This window comes from Brachyspira hyodysenteriae ATCC 27164 (assembly GCF_001676785.2).
Taxonomy (GTDB): Bacteria; Spirochaetota; Brachyspiria; order Brachyspirales; family Brachyspiraceae; genus Brachyspira; species Brachyspira hyodysenteriae.
In genome coordinates this window covers 1,581,457-1,601,656 of the sequence record NZ_CP015910.2, presented here as the reverse complement: position 1 = coordinate 1,601,656, position 20,200 = coordinate 1,581,457, and the positions used below count along the sequence as shown (strand labels likewise).

General features: G+C 26.9%; 16 protein-coding genes. 8 read left to right on the top strand and 8 right to left on the bottom strand.

Going from position 1 to position 20,200, the window contains the following annotated elements; all coding sequences use genetic code 11:
• Positions 1-99: 99 nt before the first annotated feature.
• Positions 100-528, bottom strand: a complete 429-nt coding sequence (locus BHYOB78_RS06995) for a PepSY-like domain-containing protein (protein ID WP_020063636.1) — start codon at positions 526-528, stop codon at positions 100-102.
• Positions 529-737: 209 nt separating this feature from the next.
• Positions 738-3,302, bottom strand: a complete 2,565-nt coding sequence (locus tag BHYOB78_RS06990; RefSeq protein WP_020063635.1) for a hypothetical protein — start codon at positions 3,300-3,302, stop codon at positions 738-740.
• A gap of 394 nt (positions 3,303-3,696) precedes the next feature.
• Here BHYOB78_RS06990 and BHYOB78_RS06985 point away from each other — a divergent pair, with 394 nt between their 5' ends.
• From BHYOB78_RS06985 to serB, 3 genes are all read left to right on the top strand, one after another.
• Entirely contained in the window at positions 3,697-4,842 is a 1,146-nt protein-coding gene (locus tag BHYOB78_RS06985; protein ID WP_020063634.1) for a pyridoxal-phosphate-dependent aminotransferase family protein, read from the top strand.
• A 303-nt stretch (positions 4,843-5,145) separates the two neighbouring features.
• On the top strand, positions 5,146-6,750 hold the full coding sequence (gene serA, locus BHYOB78_RS06980) for a phosphoglycerate dehydrogenase (RefSeq protein ID WP_020063633.1): 1,605 nt from the start codon (positions 5,146-5,148) through the stop codon (positions 6,748-6,750).
• Between the two features lie 18 nt (positions 6,751-6,768).
• Positions 6,769-7,395, top strand: coding sequence for a phosphoserine phosphatase SerB (serB, locus tag BHYOB78_RS06975; RefSeq protein ID WP_012670108.1), 627 nt, complete (start codon positions 6,769-6,771; stop codon positions 7,393-7,395).
• A gap of 83 nt (positions 7,396-7,478) precedes the next feature.
• Here the strand turns inward: serB and BHYOB78_RS06970 are convergent, their stop codons facing one another.
• The gene (locus BHYOB78_RS06970) at positions 7,479-8,294 is read right to left on the bottom strand and encodes a DUF4097 family beta strand repeat-containing protein (RefSeq protein ID WP_020063632.1); all 816 of its coding nucleotides are present in this window, start codon (positions 8,292-8,294) and stop codon (positions 7,479-7,481) included.
• Positions 8,295-8,582: 288 nt separating this feature from the next.
• Between BHYOB78_RS06970 and BHYOB78_RS06965 the strand changes: the two genes are divergently transcribed.
• The 3 genes from BHYOB78_RS06965 (at position 8,583) to BHYOB78_RS06955 (ending at position 11,121) form a co-directional block, all read left to right on the top strand.
• Positions 8,583-9,113 (top strand): Spy/CpxP family protein refolding chaperone, encoded by a 531-nt coding sequence (locus tag BHYOB78_RS06965; protein WP_020063631.1) that lies wholly within the window; start codon positions 8,583-8,585, stop codon positions 9,111-9,113.
• Positions 9,114-9,240: 127 nt separating this feature from the next.
• Positions 9,241-9,708: a large conductance mechanosensitive channel protein MscL gene (mscL, locus tag BHYOB78_RS06960; protein ID WP_012670105.1), complete on the top strand. Its 468-nt coding sequence runs from the start codon at positions 9,241-9,243 to the stop codon at positions 9,706-9,708.
• Between the two features lie 207 nt (positions 9,709-9,915).
• Complete coding sequence (locus BHYOB78_RS06955) at positions 9,916-11,121, top strand: dicarboxylate/amino acid:cation symporter (protein WP_020063630.1); 1,206 nt, start codon at positions 9,916-9,918, stop codon at positions 11,119-11,121.
• 93 nt (positions 11,122-11,214) lie between these two features.
• Here BHYOB78_RS06955 and BHYOB78_RS06950 read toward each other — a convergent pair whose 3' ends face one another.
• The 5 genes from BHYOB78_RS06950 to BHYOB78_RS06930 all read right to left on the bottom strand — a co-directional run bounded on the left by BHYOB78_RS06950 (position 11,215) and on the right by BHYOB78_RS06930 (position 16,686).
• Positions 11,215-12,096 carry a DUF6115 domain-containing protein gene (locus tag BHYOB78_RS06950; RefSeq protein ID WP_020063629.1) on the bottom strand — a complete coding sequence of 294 codons (882 nt, stop codon included), beginning with the start codon at positions 12,094-12,096 and terminating at the stop codon, positions 11,215-11,217.
• An 11-nt stretch (positions 12,097-12,107) separates the two neighbouring features.
• Entirely contained in the window at positions 12,108-12,473 is a 366-nt protein-coding gene (locus tag BHYOB78_RS06945; protein ID WP_012670101.1) for a hypothetical protein, read from the bottom strand.
• Between the two features lie 147 nt (positions 12,474-12,620).
• Complete coding sequence (gene rlmB, locus BHYOB78_RS06940) at positions 12,621-13,331, bottom strand: 23S rRNA (guanosine(2251)-2'-O)-methyltransferase RlmB (protein ID WP_012670100.1); 711 nt, start codon at positions 13,329-13,331, stop codon at positions 12,621-12,623.
• Positions 13,332-13,603: 272 nt separating this feature from the next.
• Complete coding sequence (locus tag BHYOB78_RS06935) at positions 13,604-15,481, bottom strand: AMP-dependent synthetase/ligase (protein WP_020063628.1); 1,878 nt, start codon at positions 15,479-15,481, stop codon at positions 13,604-13,606.
• A gap of 80 nt (positions 15,482-15,561) precedes the next feature.
• Positions 15,562-16,686 carry a glycosyltransferase family 4 protein gene (locus BHYOB78_RS06930; protein WP_020063627.1) on the bottom strand — a complete coding sequence of 375 codons (1,125 nt, stop codon included), beginning with the start codon at positions 16,684-16,686 and terminating at the stop codon, positions 15,562-15,564.
• Positions 16,687-16,906: 220 nt separating this feature from the next.
• Here BHYOB78_RS06930 and BHYOB78_RS06925 point away from each other — a divergent pair, with 220 nt between their 5' ends.
• On the top strand, positions 16,907-17,710 hold the full coding sequence (locus BHYOB78_RS06925; RefSeq protein ID WP_012670097.1) for a flagellin N-terminal helical domain-containing protein: 804 nt from the start codon (positions 16,907-16,909) through the stop codon (positions 17,708-17,710).
• Between the two features lie 67 nt (positions 17,711-17,777).
• Complete coding sequence (locus BHYOB78_RS06920; protein ID WP_020063626.1) at positions 17,778-20,012, top strand: methyl-accepting chemotaxis protein; 2,235 nt, start codon at positions 17,778-17,780, stop codon at positions 20,010-20,012.
• Positions 20,013-20,200: the final 188 nt, after the last annotated feature.

The window sequence follows — 20,200 nt, the reverse complement described above, 5'->3', positions numbered from 1 at the left end:
ATAGATATTCATTTTAATTTATTTTGAATTTTGATTGTTAAAAAATTACAGGGTATTAGAAATCTAATACCCTGCATTGTATATGGGATGGAAAGTAAATCAATCGTCGAATTTTTGTCCTATCAGCTGACCGTCAGAAGATATATAAAGCTCCATCATATTATTAAGCTTTATTTCATAAGTACCCCATTTCTTTTCAGCACTTATTATAACGGTTTGCGGATATGTGTTTCTTATTGTGTTTGCAACATTGGCAGGAAATACATTATATGGTATTCCAATATATTCGGCATCTATTTCCTTCCAATCTCCGTTTCCTAAGAAGTCTATTTTTATGCCGTTGGAAAGTTCTACCTCATATTTTCCATCATCCATTTCTACATACCATATTTGTGCATCAGGAAATACTTGAGCTATAAATTGTTTAGCCCTTTGAGGCAGCTGTTCAGGAGAAACAATCCAATCATCTGCGAATAAACTGCAGGAAGAGATTATGATAATTGTTAATATTACTTTTAGTATTTTCATAAATAACCTCCTCCTCCTTTTATATAATTAGTATATCATATTTATTATTATATGTCAATATTTTTTACAAATATTTTACTTCTTATTTACAAGATATTTATTTTTATGATTATTACTTACATATTATCGTATATGTTTGCTGTAAATTTAAAAAAACAGTTCTAATATGAAAATATTAAAACTGTTTTTACATAAAATATATATTTTTATTAATTATCTTGTTTTTTTAAATATAAAACTATATTTACAAGAGAAAGGGCTATAAATATTATCCAGCAGATTATTGTACTGTATAAATATTTCATTGAAGGCGTGAATTCAAATACTATATTATTATCTCCTGGTTCAACATAAACACCTCTAAATAATAGATTAGCATTTAAAAGCTCTTTCTTTTCTCCATTTACAGTTACAGACCAATCAGTATTATAACGCTCTTTGGATACTAGGATTCCAGGTTCAGGAGTTTTTACATTAAGTACTATTTTATTATCAGTTTCTTCAATTAATTCAGCAGTATATATAGAATTAGCATTATTTAAAGTGATATTATTATTTGAATTATTTAATAAAACAACCTCATTAGCTAAATTGAAATTAGGCATTGTAATTCTTCCAAGTCCATCATTGAAGTCTACTGCATTATATGCATTATTTACAAACTCGTATTTATTTCTATAGCCTTTAAGTTCATATAAAACAGCTGCTGAGAATTGATCTTGATATTCAGTAATTTTTGTTAAATCGTTTGAAAGAATAGACTGATCCAAATATGTAGGACTTAGAATATATCTCACTCCTAAAAGATCCATAAGTCTAGGCTGATAACCAACATAATCATTTATTCTGAAAGCTGTAAATACATCTGTAATATCTTTTGATAATCTGCTTGCTGCAGGAGGCTCAGTTAAAGGTATTTTGTAATAAGGCATTGTGTGAGTAGTGTATCTATATAGATAAGGAATAAGTATAGGCATTGTTGTTTCATTGCCTTTTTCATTTAATATATGATCAACTATAGGAGTAGAATTATACATCTGATCATAATTAGATTTTACTATAAAGATATTTCCGCTTTGAGTTAAATCCAAAAATAATACAGCCATAAACATATAAGGGAGATATTTATAAAATAGTTGTTCTTTGTTTGCTATAATAATATAGAAAAATACTATAATACTTCCTATGATGAGAAAACCTATATGTCCTAAATCATACACAGAAAACAATATAAATCCTATTAATGGTACTATTAAAATGAATTTATCTTTTATAGTTATTTCCTTCAATGAAATGGCATTATTAATTAAAAGAAGTACAGCAGAAGATATTAAAGCTAATCTTATAAATGACATAAATATATTTTTTGATATTAAAGTAGCATTAGCTTCTTTCCAATCTGCTACAAAACTATTATATATCATTCCATTTGTTAATATTGTTATTAATGCAAGTACAACAGATACTATTGTTATTACATACATAATTTTTTGAGCTATGCTTATATATTTATAATCATCTTCTAAATATTTTAAGAGTTTATCCTCTTTTTTTGCTTCCAATGCTTTGAATATATAATCGCATGCAAATGATGAAAGAATTGCAAATGGAATAGGTATAATTTCTATGAATTTATTAGGGTTTCTTGCATCTTGAAATATTGGTATTTGAAATAAAGCTCCATATATAACAGGGAAATATCTTCCGAAACTTGCTATCAAAAAGAATAGGGCAGTTCCAATCCAGAAATATTTTTCACTGTATTTTTTTCTGCTTATAAATATTGCAAATATTATAAAGATGAAAGTGATATAACCAATATTGGCAGAAGTTAAAGAGAAGTTTGAAGTTTTAGGCTCTCCAGGCATATTAGCTATTCTTCCCCAATAAGGATGAGTCTGACTACCTGAATAGTATCCAAAGAATCCAGGCATAAAGAATCCCAATATTTCTTCAGGCGGATATGACCATCTAGTAGCCCATTCCCATAATTGATTTTTATCTGTAACTCCTGCTGCTCCCATATCCTGAGTGTTTCTTGTTATCATTATAATTTGTATAGACATTAAAAAGGAAAATACTGCTACTAAGGCAAATTTAACACATAGAAGAATTATTTTTTTTATGTCTGTTTTTATAAAGTCCATTATTTTTTTATCATTCTTTTTGCAGTAAAGTAAATATAAAAAATAACAAGATAAAAATAAAGCGAAGTACATAGCTACATCTAATGCTCCGCCTAAAAATGCTATTCCTAAAAAAGCACTTGTAAAAAGAAAATGAATCCATTTTTCAGTATTCATAGCTTTTGAAAGGAAATACAATACAAATGGAAAATAACAGTAAGTTTCAAATTTTCCTAGGTGTCCAGGCAATATTAATGTTATTATAGCGTTTGAGAACATCAAAGCTATAGCGCCGAACATAGAAGCTTTTATTGATAATTTCTTTTCTCTTAAAAATAAAAATAAACCATATCCCATTACAGTAATATGAAACATTATACTTACCTGAGGGTATATATTATTAGGAAGTAATGCTATTAGTAAAGATTTTGGATGAATAGGCACTGTTGATGGTGCTGCTATTGTAAAATAAGCATTATTCCAGAAATATAAATTTCCATTGAATATTGCATCTTTTATATTTTTTATATCCCAAAGAATAACATCTCCCATCTGAAGATAAGAGAAAGTTAAATTGCTGTAGAAAAATAATATAGAAAGAAGTGCAAATATAATAGGGTATATAATTTCTTTTTTTAATGATTTCATTATATGTTTTCCTTATTTAATAAACTAAGTTGTCAATTACTTAATATGATAAAATTAGATATTAAATAATATATAAAAGATAATGTATTGTCAAGAAGTTTTATATTAAAATATTTTTATTGAAATGTATATTGCATATAAAAAATTATTAACTTAAAGTGAGTATTTTTCTTGTCGCTTTAAAAAGTTCTAACATAATTAATATATAATTTTATTAGAAATATTAGCAATATCAAAAAATAATAATTTTTTATATGAAAATTATTGTTTTATATGTAAATGAAATAATTTTTATATAAATATTACTAGATACAGTATTGTAAAAAATAATATATGTACTATAATGTATGAAATATTTTTTATTTTTTATTGATAATTTTAAGGAGACTGCATAATGAAAGATAAAACTTTTTTGATGATACCGGGTCCTACACCGGTACCTGAATCAGCCTTGATAGAAATGGCAAAACATCCTATGGCGCATAGAAGCAAAGAATTTTCAAATATATTAAAAGAAGTATACGAAGATTTAAAATATGTGTTTCAAACTAAGAATGATGTATATCTATTTACAGCAAGCGGAACAGGAGCAATGTGTGCTGCTTTAGAAAACCTTATTAATGAGGGCGATAAAGTATTATGCTTATCTATTGGTAATTTTGGTGCAAGATGGGCAAAAATTGCAGCAAGCAGAGGAGCTGCAGTTACAAAAATAGAAGTTGAAGCAGGTAAGGTTATAACTCCTGAAATGCTTGAGGAAGCTTTGAATAAGGATAAAGATATAAAAATTGTAACTCTTACACATAGCGAAACTTCAACAGGTGCTGCTAATGATGTGAAAACATTATGTTCTATTATAAAAAAACATGGTGCTGTATCAGTTGTAGACGGTATAACAAGTTTATGTGCTATGGAGTTTAAAACTGATGAATGGAATATTGATGTTGCAATATCTGGTTCACAAAAAGGATTTATGATTGCTCCGGGGCTTTCATTTTTAACCGCAAGCGAAGATGCTTTCAAAATGCATGAAAAATGTAAATATCCTAGTTTTTATTTTAACTGGACTGAACATAAAAAGTCTTTAGCTAAAGATACAACTCCTTTTACTCCTGCAGTAAGTCTTATAACTTCTTTACATACTGCTTTAAAAATGATAAAAGAAGAGGGTATTGAAAATGTTAATAAAAGACATAAAAAACTTTCTCTTGCTTTAAGGGCTGCTGTAAGAACTATAGGATTAAAATTGCTTGTGGAAGATGATAATAATGCAAGCCATGCTATCACTTCAATACTTCCTCCTGGAGGAATAAGTGTGCCTGATATAAGAAAAACTTTGAAAGAAGATTATGATATAATAGTTGCTAATGGACAGGGCAATTTAGAAAATAAAATCTTTAGAATGGGTACTCTTGGATTTGTATGCGAGAGAGATGTAATAATGGCTATGGGAGCATTAGAAGCTAGCATTTTGAAATTAGGTTATAAATTTGAATTAGGAAGCGGAGTTAAAAAGTTAATTGAAGAATTAAATAAATAATAATAATAATAGATAGTTTTGATTATTTTATATATAAATTAAAGTTAAGTTCAAATGTAGCCTTTTTGCTTCTTTGTGGCAACAAAAGAAGTGGGGCTGGGGCAAAGCCCCAGATATAAAAATATAAATTTATTTTTGATAAAGTATATTTGTTTAGGTATATTCTAATATAATGCTTTCTCATTATATTAGAATATTTTATTTTTTATTAGTAATAGTTATAAAGCGAGAAAAGTTGATTCAATAATTTAACATTGATGAGTTTTTATACTTTTTCGAGCATAGTAACAAAAGGAGATAAAAATGAAGGTTTTAATAACTGATAAGGTAAATGAATGCGTCAAGGATATAATAGCTGATGTTTCTGAAGCTGTATTTCTTCCTACTATGAGTGAAGATGAATTAGTTAAAGTTATTGGTGAATATGATGCTTTGATGGTTAGAAGCCAAACTAAAGTAACTAGAAAAATTATAGAAGCTGGAAAGAATTTAAAAATCATAGGACGTGCAGGAGTAGGAGTGGACAATATAGATGTTGAAGCTGCTACAGAAAAAGGGATAATAGTAGTAAACTCTCCTGACGGAAATACTATTGCAGCATCAGAACATACTATAGCTTTAATGCTTGCTGTATCAAGAAATATAGTACCTGCTGCAGTATCCACTAAAGATGCTAAATGGAATAGAGATAAATTCACAGGTAATGAGCTTTTAGGAAAAACTTTAGGTGTTATGGGATTTGGAAGAATAGGAAGAAAGGTTGTTCATATTGCTTTGGCTATTGGTATGAAAGTTATTGTGTATGATCCTTTTGCTACAGAAGAAATAGTTCAGAAAGCTGGTGCTGTTTATGAAACTTCTTTAGATGAGTTTTTACCTAAACTTGATTATTTATCTCTTCATATACCAAAAACTCCTGAAACTAATAATATAATAAATAAAGATAATTTATGCAAGATGAAAAATACTGCAATAATTATTAACTGTTCAAGAGGCGGACTTGTTAATGAAGAGGATTTAAAAAATGCTTTAGAAAATGGCACTATAGCAGCAGCTGCAGTGGATGTATTTGTAAATGAGCCTAAAATAGAAACTTGTCCTTTAGTTGAATATAAAAAGGATAATTTGATACTTACTCCTCACCTTGGAGCCAGTACAAAAGAAGCACAGATCAATGTTGCTTTAGATGTTGCTAAGCAGATAAAACAGGTATTATCTGGAGGATATACTGAATCAGCAGTGAATATACCTTCTCTTAATCCTGAAAAATTAGAGCCTGTTAAAGATTACATGAAAATTTCAGAGAATGCTGGCGAAATGATAATGCAGACAGCAAATGGAAAAATAAAATCTCTTGAAATAACAGCTCAGGGAGATTTAATTAATTTAGATATTCAGCCTCTTGAGGTTGCTATATTAAAAGGTGCATTATCTTATATGTTCCAAGATGTTAACTACGTTAATGCTCCTTATCTTGCTAAACAGAGAGGAATTGAAGTAAAAACTATCAAGTCTGAAGCTCCTTCAACTTTCACAAGCATACTTAAAGTAAAATTGACAACAGATAAAGATACATCAAGCGTATCAGTATCATTGATAGCTAAGAATATTGCAAGGATAGTTAAGTTTAATGATTATGATGTTATAATCAAACCTCAGCCTCATATATTGATAGTACCTCATATAAACCAGCCTGCTATGATAGCTAAAGTTGCAACAGTTCTTTCAGGCGATGGAATCAATATTGGTTCAATGAGCGTATCTGAAAATATTAAAGGAAGCAGTACATCTATAATGGCAATAAACGTTGATAGAGTTATTGGAAATGACGTTATAACAAAAATTTCTAATATAGAAGGCGTTCAAGATCCTAAATATGTAAGACTTACAGCTGAATATAGTTTATAATTAATAGGATAAATAAAAATGAAATTAGCAGTTTTTGATTTTGATTCTACTTTAATGGACGGCGAAACTTTGGATATTATTGCAAAGGAAACTAATTTTGCTAAAGAGATTTCTGAAATTACAGCAAGAGGAATGAGAGGAGAATTAGATTTCTTTGAGAGTTTGCAAAGTAGGGTAGCTTTACTAAAAGGCATCAAATTAGAAACTGTTAATGAAATTTGCAATTCGCTTCCTGTAATGAACGGAGCAAAAGAAATTATTGAAGAGCTGCATAAGAGAGATTATAAATGCGTATGCTTTTCAGGCGGATTTAAAAATGCTACTGTTCCATTTGCTAAGAAATTAAATTTGGATGCAGAGTTTTCAAATATATTTCATGTTAAAGATAATGTTCTTACAGGAAAAGTTGGCGGTGAGATGATGTTTTCTGACAGCAAGGGAAATATGCTTTTAACATTGCAAAGGCTTTTAAATATTTCTTATGATGATACTTTAGTTGTAGGTGATGGGGCTAATGATTTGAGTATGTTTAAATACGCTAAAAATAAAGCTGCTTTCTGTGCTAAAGAGATTCTAAAAAAAGAAGCAAATATTGTAATAGATAAAAAAGATTTAACTCTTATATTAGAAAAATTAGATATGTAGAGAGTTAGTACAAATATTAAAAAATAAAAAGAGGCTTAAATATTTTTAGGTCTCTTTTATTTTTTATAATGAAAAATGATAAATTACTTTTTAAAATTAATATAAATATTTCCAATGCTACCGTCTATATTGATTATATTTTTAGTATTATTATATTGTTTTATCATATCTCTATTTGGTTTAATTCTTCCGCCGTTTCTAAATTCGTATTCAAAAAATTCTGATTTTGTAATTTCACCATTAACAAAAATTTTTCTTACAAAGGATTCTCCATTTACAGAATAATCATTTTTATTTCCGTTAATATTCATAGTTACATTTCCTGTTCCGCCTTCCAAAAATATTTTGTTATATACTTCGCAGTTTAATGTAATATCTCCTGTACCTATATGTATTTCTGTATTATTATTTACTTTTAAATTATTAGCATTTACTTTTCCAGTACCTGCTTCAATTATTAAAGATTCTGTATTTACATTGTTTATATTAATATTACCTGTGCCGCTTGATAAAAATAAACTACTACAATTAAAATCAGATATTATTAAATTACCTGTGCCTGCATGAAAATTATTTTCTTTTATATTATCAGATACCATTACAATAATTTTATGTTTTGAAGTATTCATATTTTTTATTGACTGAGGATTTGGTACTTTATATGATATTTTTAATACTCCGTCATTGTTTTCTGTTTTTATCCAATCATATATAACATTTTCTATATATATTAAATTTTTATGACTCTTTTTTACTTCTATGTTTCCAATATCTGCCAATACAGAAATGCTTTTTATATTATTAAATTTCAGAAGTTCTTTAGATATAAGATTTGAAGTTTGGGAATATATTTGATTAAAATAAATGATTGATAATAGTATAATGATGATTTTCTTCATAATAAAACCTTTTATATAATATTATCCTTTATAGAAATATAAAAGACTTCGGACTTTAACATGTGAAATTAAAAAAGTCAATAGTTTATAAAAATAAAAATACTCAAAATTATTATTATGAATTATTTAATATAAAGATTTCAATTTGTTTAATAAAATAAAAAATTAATGATTTATTTAAAAAAAATTTATTTGTTGTAAGTTATTCGGGAACTTTTATATAAAATGTTCGTCTAATATAACAAGAAAAAACGAGATATTTTATATTATTATTAAGGAGATTAAAACATGAAAACTAAAATATTATTATCACTTTTTATAATTAGTATAATATCATCAATTGCTTTTGCACAGCCACCAGCTCCAGATACTGCTAATCAGCCTAGATACAGATATGAAGCTGCTCCAAGAGATAGAGAGCCTGTTCCTCCAGCTCCAAGAGACAGAGAACCAGTTCCTCCAACTCCTAGACATAGACCTGGAGCAAGAGGTGATATATATAGAATGTGCAGAAATGCTGGTATATATTTAACAGATCAGCAAATCGATGAAATGAGCAAAATATTTTATGAGTATGAATTAAAAATCAATGATTTAGAATACCAAAAAAGAAATATTGATTATAAATTCAAATTAGAAAGAGAGAAAATAGATATTGATTTAAACTTAATTAAAGATTTAATAAATCAAAAGAAAGATTTAGAAAAAGAAATAGATTATCTCAGAATTGAAAAAGATGTTGCTGTTTTAGATGTTCTTACAGATGAACAATTAGCACAATTAAATAGCTACAGAATGAGATACTATTATTACAGATAATAAAAATGGAAAACTGATTTATAAAATATATATACGAGGTTTATTGAAAAATAAGGGGCAGTATTTTATACTGCCTCTTTTTTATTTTTGATATATAATATAAATAAAAAATTATCGGGATTTTATTATGATAAAAGAGTTTAAAAAATTTATTATGAAAGGAAGTATATTAGATATGGCTGTAGGCTTAGTTATAGGGGCAGCATTTACAAAGATAGTTAATTCTTTTGTAGATGATATATTAATGCCTCCAATAGGTATGATATTAAGCGGTATAGATTTTTCAAATATATTTATAGTTATAAAAAAAGGTACTGATACTTTGGGAAATTATAATTCAATAGAGGCTGCTAGAAATGCCGGAGCTGTGGTAATAGGCATAGGTGTATTTATTAATGCCATAATAAGTTTTATAATAACTGCTTTATCTTTATTTATAATTATCAAATTATTCAATAAGATACAGGAAAAAACTGTTAAAAAAGAAAAAGATGAAAAAGAATCTAAAGAAAAAGTATGTCCTTATTGTTATTCTAGTATAAATATTAATGCTGTAAAATGTCCTAATTGTACATCTGATTTAGATGTTAAATAATGATTTAATATAGTTTTTTTATATTTATTATTTCATATAAATAATCTTTTATAGTAATATTTTGCTGTTTTTAATATTGTATATAGTAATATTGTATGTTTTTAAAATATTATTAAATATAATATTATCAAAAAAATGTACTATCTATTTACATATTAGTTTTTTTGTATATATTATATAATATATACTACTAATTAGGAGAAACTAATGGAAAAAAAGTTTAAACTAGGTCTAGTTCCAAGACTGATTATTGGAATTTTACTCGGTATATTATTCGGGCAGCATTTTATACCAGAAGTAATATCCAGAATTATCGTTACAGCTTCGGGAATATTCAGTTCCTACCTAAAATTTGTAATACCTTTGATGATTGTTTCTTATGTATCTATGGGTATAGCAGACTTAAAAGAAGGCTCTGGTTTCTTATTACTTGTAACTTGTGCTTTAGCTTATGGATCTACTTTAATAGCAGGTTCAGCATCATTTTTAGTGGCATTCAATTTATTTCCTAGCTTCATGAGTGCTGATGATATTCAAAGAATTGCAGCAGCAGCAGGAAATTCTGTTAGCCCTTATTTATCTATAACTGTTACCCCACTTCTAGATACATTGGCAGCAGTTTTATTTGCTTTCATTATAGGACTTGGAATATCTTCTATGAGAGGTAAAGAAATAGGAGATTATTTGTATAATGTTTTCAAAGAGTTATCAACTATAATAGATAAAGTATTGAGAGTATCTATCATTCCTCTTTTACCTTTATATATTTGTGGTACTTTTGTAGATATGACTAGATCAGGAAAAACTTTTGTAATCTTAGGAATATTATGGAAAGTATTCATAGTAGTAATAATAATGCATTTATTATATTTATTAATAGCTTTCTTAGTATCTGGCTCAATAGGAAAGAAAAATCCTTTTATGCTTATGAGAAACCAAATAGCAGGATATGCTACAGCTTTAGGTACACAGTCATCAGCTGCTACTATACCTGTTAACTTACAATGTGCAGAAAAAGATGGTATATCTGAACAGATAAGAAATTTTGTAGTACCTCTTTGTGCTAATATTCACATGGCTGGTTCTATGATAACAATCACAGCCTGTGCTACAGCGGTATGTTTAATGAATCAGATACCTATAACTTATGGAACTATACTTCCATTTATTGCTATGCTTGGTATCGCTATGATAGCTTCTCCTGGTGCTCCTGGCGGTTCAATAATGACAGCTTTACCATTCCTTTATATGGTTGGTCTTGGTGGTCCTGATAGCCCTTTGAGTGCTATAATGGTTGCTTTATACATCACTCAAGACTCATTCGGTACTGCTTGTAACGTATCTGGTGATAATGCTTTGGGTGTTATAGTTGATACAATTTATAAGAAAAAAGTTGTAAAAACAGACGCATAAGTTTGCCATATATTTAAAAAGCCGCTTGTTAATTAATTTTAATGAGCGGTTTTTTTTATATTATTAATTTATGATTAGATAAAAATATAATAATTAATCTAAGTTCAAATCTATTACTATATCTATTTCAGTTATAGAACAATTTAATTTTTTTGCTATTTCTTCTTTGCTGAAACCTTGTTTATATAGCTTAATTATATCATCATTTTTATTAGAATCTTTTACTGTAGTATCTAATGGATCATTGACAAATGCTATAGTTTTGTCTTCTATAGGTTTATCATATATAGCCATATTTGTTTTTATTGTTCTGTCTAGTTTGCTTCTTAATTTTTCTATAACTTCTCTTCTTGCTTCATCATCTATTGCTTTAGCAGCAGTATCTATATTATTTTTTTTGGGTTTGGGTTTGATTTCTTTTTTCTCTTCTTTTATTTCTGCTTTTTCTATTTTTTCTGTCTTTTCTGTTTTAGAGTTTGTTTTTGTATTATTGTCATCTACTCTTATATCCAATTTTTTATTTTTCTCTTCATTGTTCATTACTATATTATTATTATTATTATTATTATTATTATTATTATTATTATTATTATTATTCGATTCTATATTTTTAGGTTCTTGTACTGAAATATCAAGTTTTTTTTCTTCTGTTATTTTATCTATATTTTCTTCTGTTTTTATTTCTTCTTTTACAGCATTATTATTTTTAATATTATTATCTTTTTTATCATTTTGAAAGTTATTTAATTCTTTTACCAATCTATTAGCTCTTACTATAGAATCTTCTAGTATTGATATTCTCGATAAAGCTATATTATTAAATTCTTTTACCAGTGCCTCTATTTCTTCTCTTGCTTTAGACATAGTTTCTTTTTCCAATCTTTCTCTAGCTTTAGAAACTATATAAATATAAAACAGCGGTAGAGTAACTGCCAATATAACTATATTAATGATTATAGATATTACAATTTGCATAAGTAGATTAATTATCCTAAAAAGTCTATTCTTGAACCTTTAGTATTTTCGGTTGCTGAAACCTCTTCTATTTCTATAGTATTGTTTCCTTCTTTATCATCAGTATTATCAGTCATTCTTTTTTTATTCTTTTTTCTATAGGACATATATCCTTGATCTTTAGGTCTTTGTTCATCTTTTTTTTCTTTAACCTTAGTTTCATCAGATATATTTTCAGACTTTACAACAGTTGAATCTTTTATATATGAATCTCTGTGTATATCTCTATCTTCTGACTGCATAGCAATAGTTTTGGCAGCCATTCTTGTATGCTCCATACGTCCTATATGCGATTGCTGCATATATAATTGTTGCAAGTCTAAAGGTGCTATAGGCATTTTTAAATCTCCGTATATTATGCCTTAAATTTTATATCCTATATATTTAATATATACTTTTTTACTATTATTGCAAGTAAAAAAATAAATATATACATTATTATATAACAATATTAATCAATATTCATAAAATATAATTAATAATATTTATTTATAAATAGAGTATGCATAGCCTATAATAGCAGAAGCAGCAGATACATTTAATGAATCAAAATCATTTACAGCATTTATAATAATACTTCCGTCTGAGTTTTTTTTCAAAATATCTCTTACTCCGCTATGTTCATTGCCCAATATAATTGCAGTAGGAGAATTGAATTTGAAATCCTCTAATGAAGTTTCTCCTTTCTCGCTTGCATAATATATCCAAAAGCCTTTATCTTTCATCAAATCTATAACTCTATTTAAATTAGTTTCTATTGATATTGGCAAATGATAAGCAGCTCCTTCTGATATTTCATAAACTTTTTCATTGATTGGTGCTGAATTATCTTTCGGCATTATAATTCCTGCAACATCAAAAAAGTAAGCATTTCTTATTATAGCCCCTAAATTATGAACATCGGTTATAGAATCTAGTATGAATATTAAAGGATTTTCTCTTTTTTCAAATGCTTTTTCTATAAAACTGTCTATACCTATTTCAACATTTTCTTTTATATCAGCAGCTATTGAATAAATTTTGCCTACAATTTTTTCCATTTCATTTTTATCAACATTTTTGATTGGCACTTTCTTTTTTTCAGCCAATTTTATAATATCTTTTTCTCTTTTTGAAACAGGAAATTTTATATATAAAGTTTGAACTAAATCTTTTGAAATAGCTTCAACTATTGTGTTTTTGCTTGTTATAAACATTATTTACTTTCCTAAATTTTTATTTTAATTATATATTAAAAATAATTTTTTTAAATATTTGTATAGAGAGTACAAAAATTATAAACATACATAACAACTATATTTTATAAAAAAATAAATTTTTAACTTTGTAAATTTTTTTGTTGTTCTTTTTCCCGCTGCACGCCTGCTGTAGGCACGCATAGCGTCGGCAAAAGAAGTGGGAATACACAACGGTGGCAAGGCCCCATATATCAAAATAAAAATATAATTGTTTATGGATATATTAGGAATTATTTTACTTTATCATATAAAGCATCTATTTTATCTTTATATGCTTCCATAACATTTGCTCTTTTTATTTTCAAGGACTGAGTTAAAAGCCCATTTTCTATTGTAAACTCTTCATCTGTTATTATCATTTTTGCTATAGCCTCATAAGGTCTGAATCCGTTTCTATAGTTAATTAAATTATCCAGCTCTTCTCTCATTAATTTATAAACGTCTTTTGAAGATGCAAGAGTATTTTCATCATAATGAATTTTTTGCTTATCAAAATGTTCTTTTATGTTTTCTTTATTTATTACTATAATTGCACCTGTTGAAGCTTTATCCTGTCCTACAAGCATAATTTGAGAAATATAAGGAGATTCCAATGCTTTATTCTCTATAGGCTGAGGCTCTACATTTTCACCTGTAAGAAGAACTATAGTTTCCTTTGCTCTTCCTGTTAAAACTATTTCACCTTGCTGAGTATATGTTCCTAAATCTCCTGAATTGAAAAAACCGTCAATTTTTGCCTGTTTAGTTAATTCAGGATCTTTGTAATATTCTTTGAAAATATTCGGACCTTTTATATAGCATACTCCCATAACTCCGTCTTTACAAATATTTCCTTCTTTATCTCTAACTTCAATTTTTACTTCTGGAATCGGAGTACCGCAAGTACCTCTATAATTTTTATAAGGTGATCTCAATGTAACAACCGGAGAAGTTTCTGTTATACCCCAACCAACAATTAAATTTATTCCTACAGCCTCAATAAAATCTTCTATGTACATAGGTAAAGCTCCGCCTCCTGATATAGTAAGACGCATTTTACCGCCCGTTAATTCTTTTATTTTACTGTATACCATTTTTGTTGCCATTTTATGATAAATAGGGTCAAACATACCTATGCTGTATTCTGCCTTTTTATCATTTTTATTTTCATCGCCTAATAAATAAATTAAGTCATTTTGAAATCTTAGGCTTCTTATATATTTTATAGATCTTTTTATAAAGAATTTTGCAAGATTTCTAGCGAATGCACTTTTTCTATCTATATTTTTCATTACTGTATTATATATATTAACCCATATTGCTGGTACAGAAATAAATATATCAGGCTTTTCTTCTGTAAAGTCATTTTTTAAATATCTTTTATTTGTGATGGCTGTAAAACAACCTGTTACGGCTGTTACATAAGATATTGTTCTTTCATATATATGCCAAATAGGAAGTATAGTAAGAAGTTTTTCTCCAGGATGTAATTTTATTATATCCGGAAGAACTCTTACATTATGAAGTATGTTTCCATGTGTAAGTATAACACCTTTTGGCTTTCCTGTAGTTCCGGAAGTGTATATTATAGTTGCTATACTTTCATTAGTTAATTTTGATGCTTTTTTTATAGCAAACTCTTCATCGCCATTTAAACTTTCTTCACCAAGTTCTAAAAACTTTTCAAAAGAATAAATATTGTTATCAGGATCATGTTTAGAACTATCAAGAAAAACTATTAATGATAAATCTTTATGATGTTTTTCTATCTTTTTAAAAACATATTCATTTTCTACTAGAACAGCTTCAGATTCACTATGTTCTATTATATAATTTAATTCATCAGATGTAGAGTCTATACCTCTTGGAACATCAGCAGAACCCAATGCTAAAAGTGCCATATCAGATATAAACCATTCTATTCTATTTTCTGAAAATATTGCAACATGCTTTTTTGATAATCCTTTAACATCGAATGCTTTAGCTATAGCATTTACTTTATCATAAAGTTTTTTATATGTAATTGTAACTTTTTCTTCGTTATTATCTCTATATCTATAGGCAGGGCTTTGAGGCATTTTCTGCACTGTTTCAAAAAATGAACTAGGTATAGATGTATAATTTTTCATAATCTCTCCATAATAAATTCTAACTATTTAACTATAAAATGGTACATAGTCAATTATAACTATAATACATATTAGAAATATTACAAGTGATTTACTATATATTTTATCACATTTTCACTATATGATGGTACTGTAAAGATATCTAATATAGTTTTTGATGAGTTTATAATCTCATTTTTTATATTTTTATCTTTGTATGCTAATGACATAGAATTTACTATTTCATCTGTATTTTCCATATTGCAGCTGATAGATAAATCTTTAACTACTTCATATACTCCTGATTTATTGGATATTATGGATATGCATGAAGAGTATAATGCTTCTATTACGGTGAGTCCAAATGGTTCATTTATAGCAGGCATTACTAAGGCATAACTTTTATTTAATAATTCTTTTTTTTCTTCATCACTTACAAAACCTTTGAATATAATATTATTATTCATATTTAATTTTTCTGTGAGTTTTTTTAAATTATTTTCATGTCTGCCTTTTCCAGCTATTATAAATTTTAATTCTTTATCTTCTATCTTTTCAATAAATGATTTAAAAGCTATAATAGCATTTTCCAAATTTTTAGATTTTTCAATTCTTCCCACATATACAAAATGCTTTCCTTCATTAATAGGTATAATATTTTCTGTATCAGTTATGCATGGGTATATAACTTCAGCTTCTCTGTTATAAACTCTTTTTACTGCTTCTTTAGTTCTTATACTATTTGACATTATATAATCTATTTTGCCTACACCTAATCTGTCTAAGTACATTGTATATCTTGCAATTATATCCCAAGTCTTTTGAAGTTTTTTATAGCTTTCATCATCATGCCCATAAAGCCTCACACTAGGTTCATGGCAATACCAAAAGCTTTTAGGAAGTTTAATATTGTTCCTCTGAGCATACTTTGAAGCAAGTCCAAAGAATATAGTTGCTGGAAAATTATGTATTAAAACGGCATCATAATTTATTAATTCATTTATTAGAAATTTGGCAGTTTTATTAAATGTAAAAGGATTTAATTTTATATCTGTTTTTATCTGTTTTATATAATTTGGTACATCATCTCTTAATCTATAAGTATAAATAGTTATTTCTATATTTAAACTATGACAGTATTTTGAGAATGCAAGTATTACATTTTCAGCACCGCCGTTATATCCGAAAGTAGGATGAAGTATAGCTAATTTTTTTATATTATTCATTTTATCAATAATAATTTATTTTTTATAATCTTACAATATTATAAACATAAAAATATTAATTTCATAAAAATATATTAGTTTATAAATTTATTTTATTTTCATATTTCTTATTTGTTCAAGTAGATATAAAATTATCTAATAAAAATGTTATTTTTGCATTTTTAATTAATACCGATAATGTAGTAAATATTATTACATTTATAAAATAGTTGGGGTTTTTATGATAATAACAAATAATGTCAATGCGATTAGGGCGAACAGATATTTAAAAGTTAATTCTACTGAACATAAGAAAAAATTTCCTAGTTTATTTGCAAGCGAGAAAGGTCCTTTAGTACAAGGAAGATATATGCTTCGTGCAGAAAAAAATACTCAAGACGGAATATCATTTATACAAACAGCCGATGGATATCTAGGAGAAACAATAGATATATTGCAGCGTATTAGAGAATTAGCAGTAAAATCTGCAAATGGAATATATAATAATTCTGACAGATCATATATTCAAGCAGAGGTATCAAGTTTAATAGATGAAATAGATAGGGTAGCAAGTCAGGCACAATTCAATACTTTAAATATATTGACAGGAAGATTTTCAAATACAGTTAATGCTTCTGCAAGTATGTGGATTCATATAGGTCCAAGCAGAGATCAGAGAAAAAGAATTTATGTTGCTACAATGACAGCAAGTTCTTTAAAATTAAAAAATGAATTTAATAGTTATATTTCTGTATCTTCTGTAAGTAAAGCAAATAGAACTATAGGAATGATAGATAATGCTATTGAATATGTTATTAAACAAAGAGCCGATTTAGGAGCTTATAAAAATAGGTTTAATACATATATTCAGGGGCTTATGAATTCTTATGAAAATACTATTGCTTATGGCAGTAAAAAAATGGATAGAGATGTAGCCGAGGCTTCTATTTATGAGGCTATAAGTTCAATAAAATCTCAATCTGCTTTAGCTATGCTTGTACATTCTAATAATTTACCTAAGGATGCTTTAAACCTATTAAAATAGTACTAATTTGATTTTATTTTACAATTATGGTAGAATGTAGTTCAAATTTTATAATAAGGGTTACAAAATGAAACTTAATAGTTTGACATTTAAAATACCGCTTATTATGGGACTTTCTATTACATTATCAATATTTGTGATAACAGTTATAATGTTTTTAATATCATTGAAGTCTGTTGATATAGCGGCTCAAAATGGATTTGAAACTACTGCTGCTGCCTATGAGGGTACAGCTAATCTATGGATAGAACATCAAAAATCAATAATTGAAAGCTTTGCAACTAATCAAAGTATAGTCAATTATTTGTTATCTGTTAATGAAGATAATGCTCAGTTGGCAAGCAATACTTTAATAGGATTTAAAAATTATAGGAATGCATCATTGCATTTTACAATTTTAAATAGAGAAGGTAAAGTTCTTCTTGATTCGGAAAATGATTCTTTGATCAACTATAATAATGGTTATGATTCAGATTTTACTTTATACAAAAATAATACAGCAAAAATGGGAATTGTTAAATCTTCAATAACAGGCGATATCGTTTATAAAATGTATGCTGATATTAAAGATAATAATGGAAATGTTATAGGAGTTTTATCATCTCATATAGATTGGTCAGATTTTATAAAGCATTGTATTTCATTTGCTAAAATAGGAAATACAGGAAATATAATGATAGTTGATGAGGATAAGAATATCATTGCTCATAAAGATAAAAATAAAATTCTAAATAGCTTGAAAGATTTTAAAGCTCTTGATGATATGACTGTATTAAAAAAATCTATTAAGCATTATAAAGATACTGATGATAAACTTTATATGATGTATTTCAGTCCTATAATATATTCTCATTGGTATATAGTTGCCACTATAGCTGAAAGCGAACTTTATAATCCTGTAAATAATATGTTAAGACATCCTATATACATAGCCGTCGTTTTGATTATTTTATCTATTATTATGATTTGGATATTTTCAAAATATATAACATCTCCTATTAAAGAGATTGTTAAAGAAGCAGATAATATTGCAAATGGAGATTTAACTACTGTAATATCTAAAAAGCATTTGAATAGAAAAGATGAAATAGGGGATATTTTAAATAGCTTTAATAAGATGAAAAAAGTTATAAAAGATATCATTAAAGTTGTAAATTCAAATATATCTCAAACAAAAAGAACAGCTTATAGTTTATATTATTCAAATAAAGACTTGTCAGAGAGAACTATATCTCAAGTCTCCGATATAAATGCTACAACATCATTTATGAAAAATATTTCTCTCTCTATAGATGAATCAACTAATGATATGAAATCTATGAGTGACGGTATGATAGATGCTAGAAATGAAATAAATAATGCAGGTTCTATAATATTTGATACTGCTAAAAATACTGAACTTGTTTTTGAATCGAGTAAGAAGATAGGTGATATAATAAAGATTATTGAGGATATTGCATTTCAAACTAATATATTGGCTTTGAATGCTTCAGTAGAGGCGGCAAGAGCAGGAGAGCAGGGCAGAGGATTTGCGGTTGTTGCTTCTGAGGTTAGAAATTTGGCATTGAATACATCAGAGTCAGCTAAGAATATTACTTCCTTAATAGAAGATAGTAATGATAAAATTAAGAAAGCTACTGATTCTGCTAATATGTCTCAAAAATTATTTGTTGAGATAGAGAAAAAAATAGAAAATACTACAAATATAATGAAAGATGTAGTTGTAAAGATTAATAAACAGCAGGAAGATGTTTCTAAAATTAATAATTCTATGCTTAGTATAGATGCCAAAACTAAAGATAATGCCGATTTAGTTGAGCTTATGAAAAATTCTTCTTCAGAATTGGAAAAGCAAACTAATAATTTCTTTAGTGCTATAAGTTTCTTTAAAACAGGTGTTCATCATTTGGATTGGTCTGAAAATTACAATACTAATAATGAACATATAGATGAACAGCATAAAAAATTATTAAATTTTATTAATGATATATATTCTGCTATATATGAAGAAGATGTTGAAAGAGTAAAAAATGTATTTAATATGACATTGGATTATACAAAATATCATTTTTCAGATGAAGAGAAACTACAAAAAGAAAATGCAGATAGATATAAAAAAATAAAAGAACATTTTGAACAGCATAGAAGTTTTGAAAATTTAGTAGCTAAAAAAATAGATGAACTAAATACTTCAAATGACTGGAAAAATACGGCTTTGGATATGGCAAATATCTTGAGTAAGTGGCTTATTCAGCATATTGGGGTTTGGGATAAAGAATTTGTAAAAATGGTTGGAATATAGTAATAAAATTTTATATTATATACGATATTATTAATAAAAATATTTTGTAATATAAAAAACTTTTATTATCTTTTAATTATATAATTAATTAAAGGAAATGTAATATTATATACTTATTAATAATTAATACTTATAAGAAAAATGTTTTATGTTGAAATTATTTTTATAAGTGTTATTATTTTATTTGT

Bases quoted from the DNA above. Each gene is read 5' to 3' on its own strand.
- BHYOB78_RS06925 (WP_012670097.1), top strand. From the start codon at position 16,907: ATGATAATAACAAATAATGTCAATGCGATTAGGGCGAACAGATATTTA.
- BHYOB78_RS06930 (WP_020063627.1), bottom strand. From the start codon at position 16,686: ATGAATAATATAAAAAAATTAGCTATACTTCATCCTACTTTCGGATAT.
- mscL (WP_012670105.1), top strand. From the start codon at position 9,241: ATGATAAAAGAGTTTAAAAAATTTATTATGAAAGGAAGTATATTAGAT.
- BHYOB78_RS06945 (WP_012670101.1), bottom strand. From the start codon at position 12,473: ATGCCTATAGCACCTTTAGACTTGCAACAATTATATATGCAGCAATCG.
- BHYOB78_RS06970 (WP_020063632.1), bottom strand. From the start codon at position 8,294: ATGAAGAAAATCATCATTATACTATTATCAATCATTTATTTTAATCAA.
- rlmB (WP_012670100.1), bottom strand. From the start codon at position 13,331: ATGTTTATAACAAGCAAAAACACAATAGTTGAAGCTATTTCAAAAGAT.
- BHYOB78_RS06935 (WP_020063628.1), bottom strand. From the start codon at position 15,481: ATGAAAAATTATACATCTATACCTAGTTCATTTTTTGAAACAGTGCAG.
- serB (WP_012670108.1), top strand. From the start codon at position 6,769: ATGAAATTAGCAGTTTTTGATTTTGATTCTACTTTAATGGACGGCGAA.
- BHYOB78_RS06955 (WP_020063630.1), top strand. From the start codon at position 9,916: ATGGAAAAAAAGTTTAAACTAGGTCTAGTTCCAAGACTGATTATTGGA.
- BHYOB78_RS06950 (WP_020063629.1), bottom strand. From the start codon at position 12,096: ATGCAAATTGTAATATCTATAATCATTAATATAGTTATATTGGCAGTT.
- BHYOB78_RS06985 (WP_020063634.1), top strand. From the start codon at position 3,697: ATGAAAGATAAAACTTTTTTGATGATACCGGGTCCTACACCGGTACCT.
- BHYOB78_RS06920 (WP_020063626.1), top strand. From the start codon at position 17,778: ATGAAACTTAATAGTTTGACATTTAAAATACCGCTTATTATGGGACTT.
- BHYOB78_RS06995 (WP_020063636.1), bottom strand. From the start codon at position 528: ATGAAAATACTAAAAGTAATATTAACAATTATCATAATCTCTTCCTGC.
- BHYOB78_RS06990 (WP_020063635.1), bottom strand. From the start codon at position 3,302: ATGAAATCATTAAAAAAAGAAATTATATACCCTATTATATTTGCACTT.
- BHYOB78_RS06965 (WP_020063631.1), top strand. From the start codon at position 8,583: ATGAAAACTAAAATATTATTATCACTTTTTATAATTAGTATAATATCA.
- serA (WP_020063633.1), top strand. From the start codon at position 5,146: ATGAAGGTTTTAATAACTGATAAGGTAAATGAATGCGTCAAGGATATA.